The 6,037-nt window shown below is 31.9% G+C and carries 6 protein-coding genes and 1 pseudogene; 2 read left to right on the plus strand and 5 right to left on the minus strand.

Going from position 1 to position 6,037, the window contains the following annotated elements:
- Window positions 1-31 precede the first annotated feature (31 nt).
- The 5 genes and pseudogenes from NCCP28_RS22445 to NCCP28_RS22465 all read right to left on the minus strand — a co-directional run bounded on the left by NCCP28_RS22445 (window position 32) and on the right by NCCP28_RS22465 (window position 4,022).
- Window positions 32-511 (minus strand): DsrE/DsrF/DrsH-like family protein, encoded by a 480-nt coding sequence (locus tag NCCP28_RS22445; protein ID WP_127742319.1) that lies wholly within the window; start codon window positions 509-511, stop codon window positions 32-34.
- Between the two features lie 60 nt (window positions 512-571).
- Window positions 572-799: a sulfurtransferase TusA family protein gene (locus NCCP28_RS22450; RefSeq protein ID WP_127742317.1), complete on the minus strand. Its 228-nt coding sequence runs from the start codon at window positions 797-799 to the stop codon at window positions 572-574.
- Window positions 800-876: 77 nt separating this feature from the next.
- Window positions 877-1,137: a metal-sensitive transcriptional regulator gene (locus NCCP28_RS22455; protein ID WP_127742315.1), complete on the minus strand. Its 261-nt coding sequence runs from the start codon at window positions 1,135-1,137 to the stop codon at window positions 877-879.
- Window positions 1,138-1,357: 220 nt separating this feature from the next.
- Complete coding sequence (locus tag NCCP28_RS22460; RefSeq protein ID WP_182104536.1) at window positions 1,358-1,762, minus strand: DUF302 domain-containing protein; 405 nt, start codon at window positions 1,760-1,762, stop codon at window positions 1,358-1,360.
- An 873-nt stretch (window positions 1,763-2,635) separates the two neighbouring features.
- Window positions 2,636-4,022, minus strand: a pseudogene (locus NCCP28_RS22465) (SulP family inorganic anion transporter).
- Between the two features lie 540 nt (window positions 4,023-4,562).
- Here NCCP28_RS22465 and NCCP28_RS22470 point away from each other — a divergent pair.
- Together NCCP28_RS22470 and NCCP28_RS22475 are read left to right on the plus strand one after the other, a co-directional pair.
- Window positions 4,563-5,726: a cation:proton antiporter gene (locus NCCP28_RS22470; RefSeq protein ID WP_182104538.1), complete on the plus strand. Its 1,164-nt coding sequence runs from the start codon at window positions 4,563-4,565 to the stop codon at window positions 5,724-5,726.
- Between the two features lie 26 nt (window positions 5,727-5,752).
- Window positions 5,753-6,031: a hypothetical protein gene (locus NCCP28_RS22475; protein ID WP_182104540.1), complete on the plus strand. Its 279-nt coding sequence runs from the start codon at window positions 5,753-5,755 to the stop codon at window positions 6,029-6,031.
- Window positions 6,032-6,037 lie beyond the last annotated feature (6 nt).

The following is a 6,037-nucleotide window of genomic DNA, read 5'->3' on the forward strand; positions in this document are numbered from 1 at the left end:
TTTAATCAAGAGAACTTTTACTTTTATCTAGTTAGATAAATAGATTAACATTTCCATCCTCAGCATCCGCTAAATAAGCAGCAACACCTGCATATTCTATGTTACCTAATAACTCTTCTTGTTTTAGTCCTAATAAATCCATTGTCATGGTACAAGCTACAAGTTTTACATCTTGTTCTTGAGCCATTTCAATTAATTGTGGTAAAGGCATAGCGTTATGCTTTTTCATAATATCCTTAATCAGCTTAGGACCCATTCCAGCAAAGTTCATTTTGGATAACCCCATTTTATCAGCACCTCTAGGCATCATCTTGCCAAACATTCTTTCCATAAACCCTTTTTTTACTGCAATATCTTCGTCCTTACGTAAAGCATTTAAACCCCAAAAAGTGTGAAAAATAGTTACTTCATGATCATAAGCTGCAGCACCATTAGCTATAATGTAAGCAGCCATTGCTTTATCATAATCACCACTAAATAGTACAATGGTTGTTTTTTTCTTTTCAGTCATATTGTTACCTCCAGTATTAATTTAACCCATACCCGCATGGGTATTATAAATGGCAAAAAATTATCCCTTTTTAATCCAAAACTTCAATACACCATTTTCTTCTTTTTGACTCAATAATTCGTGACCTACTGTTTTAGACCAGGCTGAAAGATCATTTATTGCCCCTTTATCTGTTGTATGAATTTCTAATATTTGACCAGTTTCAAGTTCAGTCATTGCCTTCTTTGTTTTTACAATTGGCATCGGACATGCTAATCCTTTTGCATCTAACAATTTGTCGATTTTCACTAGTAATCATCCTTCCTAATACCATTACCCCTATGGGTATAATAATAATTAAAAAAAGAGAAGGTGTCAACTCTTTCTTATCTGCTTTTTACAAGTAGGTTTACAGCTTCTTTTACTAATTCCTCTGTATTCTCACCATTTTTATCAGCTTCCCGAACACATTCAATTAAATTTGAACTAACAATCAATCCTATTGTTCGGTCAATTCCAGTTCTTGATGCAGATAATTGTGTAATTACTTCCTTGCAATCTTTATTCTCTTCCATCATTTTCAAAATTCCTCTTAACTGCCCTTCTATACGTTTTACTCTATTTTTTATTTGTTCATTATAATCCATTTTTGTTCACCTCTTTTTATAGTAAATAATCATGTAATGATGCCACTTATAATTAGTGTTTTAATTTTTCATTTTATATCAGGATTTTCATTTATAAAGTATCAGTAGTTGAAATATTTTCACTGACAAGTTTTATAATATACCCCATTAGGTATATTGTCAATAATAAATTTTATAAAAAAGACCGCTATTAGTTTAGCGGTAAAAAGGATATAGGGCGTTAAGAAGTAAGTCCATTTATCATGATACTTTTATCAATACATCTAATTAAGCGTTCTTCTATATCTTTAGCAAATAACTCCATGTCATTATCATTTAGAAGGCTTATCATTGCTGTTGGCCTAGGCATTCCTATTTTAGTTTGTCCATTATCTTCATAAACAACAATTTTACAAGGTAAAAAGTATCCAGCCATTCCATTTTCGTTCAGCACCCTATGTGCTTCATCTGGGTTGCATACTTCTAGAACTTTAAACTCTTTTTGAAATTCTAACCCTTTCTCTTGAAGCTTTTCCTTAATATCAAACATCCACAAAACACCGAATTTTTCTTCTTTTAAGCTTGCCTCTAACCTATTAATAGCATGATTTACGCTTTTATTTGTATGAACTGTATAATCAAACACACTTAACACTACCTTCTTTTCTTTTTGATAATCACTGCTTTTTCCAGGTGTACTGTTTATTAAATTAACTACTTTAAAAATTTAACTTGGATATTTGAATTTACAGGTTAATCTATTACATAAATTCTAAACAAGTTACTACTATTATCTGCCTTCAACGTTCATTCCATCCATCAATTTTTTCATTAAGATACTAGCCCATCTTCGACCAATATATCAAAGTTGATGAGACTTGTACCATAATCAATCCAATATCTCTTCTCCCATTTGGAATTGAATTGCCCATAGCTCAATTTCTCATTGTTATTTTCTCAGACATACGATGGGCTAAATTCTTCCTATAAAACCTTTTAAATAAATACAGATTACTCTTATATTCTTTCTTATGGCCAAGGGAACAGCGCTTGCATTAATACTAAGTACCGCATTTGCTACACACTTTAAGTAGTGCACAAAGAATTCATTTTTCATTACACAAAATTAACTTTTTCATCTTAGAATAAGATTAAGATTTATTTTAAAGGTATTCCGTATTCTTTATTGAATAGGTATGTTAAAAACAAGTAAAGGTGGGATATATGTACACTCATTTACATCTCCTGTTGAAACGTTTTTATCGAAAAAGTCTTTGAAGCGCTTTATCATAAATTATCTTCCATATAAGCAATTAACCTAACTCTGTTCCTAACAGCAACATATTTACTCTGTATATTCTTCAAATTTCTTATCATGTAATTCATATTTATAAGCACTAACAAACAAGTAAACGATATAAATACTTAGTACTGTGATCAATAAAACCAGTGTAATTAATTTTACTATTTTCAAAAGTATCCTCCTTTTGTGATAAATACTACTTCTCGTATTATAATATTAATGGGCTAATAGTTTACCATTAGGGTTATTAAAAACAGCCAGTTTGTCCACGATTTTTTACTTGCAGCATTTAAATTCTTATTTTACCGGTATTTAATTACAACTTTATCGATAGCTCCAACAGCTGAATCATCCCATATATGTGCATTTGAGAAGTCAATTATTATATTCTTATGTTTAACACTAACATCAAATCCATCTAAAAATCCTTCCACAAAGAAAGTAATATTTTCCATTGTTTCTTGTTTCGTTAACTTTATTTTTGAAATTTTTTCCACAAAGAATATAGCACTTAGAATTACACCGGCTATAACTCCAATGGAAAGGTCATGTGTCGCTACAACAATGGCAACAGTAACTAACATAACAATTGCATCGGTTTTAGGTGCGTTCTTTAAGTATGAATAAGAATTCCAATCAAAAGTTCCAATCGAGACCATTATCATAATCCCCACTAGTACAACCATAGGAATTTGAACAACTACACCACCAAGAACAATAATTAAAAACATGAAAAATAAACTAGCTATTAATGTGGATAGTCGTCCTTTTCCACCTGAATTAACGTTTATAACAGATTGAGCAATCATTGCGCAACCAGCCATACCACCAAAGAAACCAGTAACAACATTTGCAATCCCTTGCCCTCTTGCTTCTCGGTTCTTATTGCTTTCTGTATCTGTCATAACATCAACAATGGTTCTAATAAACCTTCAATTGCCAACGCAATGAAGTAAGGAAATATTATTTGTAACGTTTCAAAATTAAATGGAACATTAGGAATTAAAAACGCTGGTAGGGATTGTGTAATTGTCCCCTAAATCTCCGACTGTCCTCAAATCAAAATTAGAATAGATAGCAACTGATTTAAGAACTACAATAGCTATTAACGGTGCAGGAATAGATTTTATAAATCTAGGTAATACATACACAATTACTAAAGTTATACCAACAAAATATAGGTCATTGATGAAATACCAATAAAGTGAGGCACCTGAGCTAATAATATTAAAATTGCTAAAGAGTTTACAAATCCAATCATTACAGCTCTTGGAATAAACTTCATTAATTTTGCTATTTTAAATACTCCAAATAAAACTTGTATAATACCTGTTAGGATGGTAGCTGCCAGCAAATAATTTAAACCATGTTTTTTACTAATGGAACCATCAATAGAGCCATTGGTTGAAATCATCCCTGGTCTTCCTCCAACAAAGGCAATAATGACAGCTATACAGAATGAAGCGTATAGCCCTACCATAGGATCTACTCCAGCAATAATAGAAAATGCAATTGCTTCCGGAATTAAAGCTAAAGCAACAACAATACCTGCTAAAATATCTCCTTTTACATTTGAAAACCATTCTTTTTTAATCTTTTTCACTAATTTAAACCTCCAATTCAAATTTTTTATATAAATTAGATAAAAAGCTATTATCAATATCTCGAAAACAATCTAACACCAAAGCACTAAAACGAAACCTTTTTGGTGCTTTTTTATATTGATTTTAATGTAATCTTTTTTTCTGAGGAATAAAAAAAGATGATATATAGATAATGAGACCATATGGTGACATCCAGAATGTAAAATACAATGAGATGAATTGACTAAATATAACTGCAGTATCATATACAGTGAATCGCATATTCTTCCCTCTTATAAAGTGGAGCTAAACCACCTTCTTCTAAAACTAAAAAAGTTATTATAACTAAATTTTTTCTAATTTTCCCCAACGATAATTCATTCGCCCCCCCTCTTTATAGGCATATAAATAGCTTCAGAAGGGATTATCATCAAATACGAGTAGCTATATTAATCGTTTTTTTCAGTCAATAAAACAGTGTTAATCGCTGTTAAAACAGCATATTGACAGGCTGTTTTAAGGGTATTAAACTGTAAATCAATATAAAAAGGAGGTTAAGAATGGAATTCATTTTATATCTGTTATTAATATTAATTGCTACAAAAATTGCAGGTGATCTTTCCGTCAGATTAGGACAACCATCTGTACTGGGAAAACTAATAATCGGGATTATATTAGGTCCTGCAGCCCTTGGGTGGGTAGAAAATAATGATTTTATTCTTTATTTCTCTGAAATTGGAGTTTTATTGCTCATGTTCTTAGCCGGTTTGGAGACAGATCTAGACCAACTTAAGAAAAATTGGAAAGCTGCTTTTGCGGTTGCTATAATTGGCATCATCCTTCCTTTTATCGGAGGATTTGGTATTGGAGAACTCTTTAGATTAAATACAACATACTCCCTGTTTATCGGAATACTACTATGTGCAACATCTGTAAGTATTACTGTCCAAGTGTTAAAGGATATGAATAAACTCAATTCCCCTGAGGGGAGCACAATATTAGGTGCTGCAGTTGTAGACGACGTTCTGGTTGTCGTGCTCTTAGCTGTCATGACTAGTTTTCTTGGAACTGGAGTTGAAGTATCGATTGGACTTCTAATAGGTAAAAAAGTCATCTTTTTTATTGGTGTATTACTTGCAGGAGCTTTCCTAGTTCCCAAAATGTTAAAAATACTCTCTAAATTAAAAGTTACAGAACCTGTGGTATCCATTGCCCTTGTCATTTGTTTCGCCTTTGCATATTTTGCGGATATTCTTGGAATGGCAGGAATTATTGGAGCATTCGCAGCTGGCATAGCTATTTCTCAAACAAACTATAAGCACACCGTCGAGAGTAAGGTGGAGCCTATAGCATATGCTGTATTTGTCCCCGTCTTCTTTGTAAGTATCGGTTTAAATGTTTCATTTAGTGGTATAGAAAGCCAAATTGGATTCATTGTAGCCCTAGTAATTGTTGCTATCCTTACAAAACTTGTAGGTGGGGCTATTGGAGCAAAGTTAACTGGATTTAAAAATCGTTCTTCTCTTATTATCGGAGCTGGGATGGTTTCTCGAGGAGAAGTAGCACTAATCATTGCGGCTACTGGTTTGCAAGAATCCCTTTTGTTACCTGAATACTTCACTGCAATAGTAGTCGTTATAATTGCAACAACTTTGTTTGCTCCTCCATTATTGAAATATTTAATACAAGGAGAAACTGTAAATAGAGAAGAAAAAACTGTTTAACTTTATAATTTATGGTGGTCATTTTCTTGGCAAATAAAATTTATCTCTTTTCTTACGAGACAGAAAATGCGGTTACTAAAGCAAGCATTGAAGCCATTATGGATGATTTATATGACGTATTAAACATCTTTAACAAGAATGTATACCTTATTAAAACAGAAGATGATTTAAGTATCTTGGATAAATATATTCAAACATATTTAAAGATTGATGATAGATATATATTAGTCGATATAACGGAGCAACCACTAAATTACAATAATTTAAATGCTACTGATCCTAACTATTGGTTCTATAATATTTAATCTAGA

It is taken from the genome of Niallia sp. NCCP-28 (assembly GCF_023168165.1).
Taxonomy (GTDB): domain Bacteria; phylum Bacillota; class Bacilli; order Bacillales; family Cytobacillaceae; genus Niallia.

Bases quoted from the DNA above. Each gene is read 5' to 3' on its own strand.
- NCCP28_RS22455 (WP_127742315.1), bottom strand. From the start codon at position 1,137: ATGGATTATAATGAACAAATAAAAAATAGAGTAAAACGTATAGAAGGG.
- NCCP28_RS22470 (WP_182104538.1), top strand. From the start codon at position 4,563: ATGGAATTCATTTTATATCTGTTATTAATATTAATTGCTACAAAAATT.
- NCCP28_RS22445 (WP_127742319.1), bottom strand. From the start codon at position 511: ATGACTGAAAAGAAAAAAACAACCATTGTACTATTTAGTGGTGATTAT.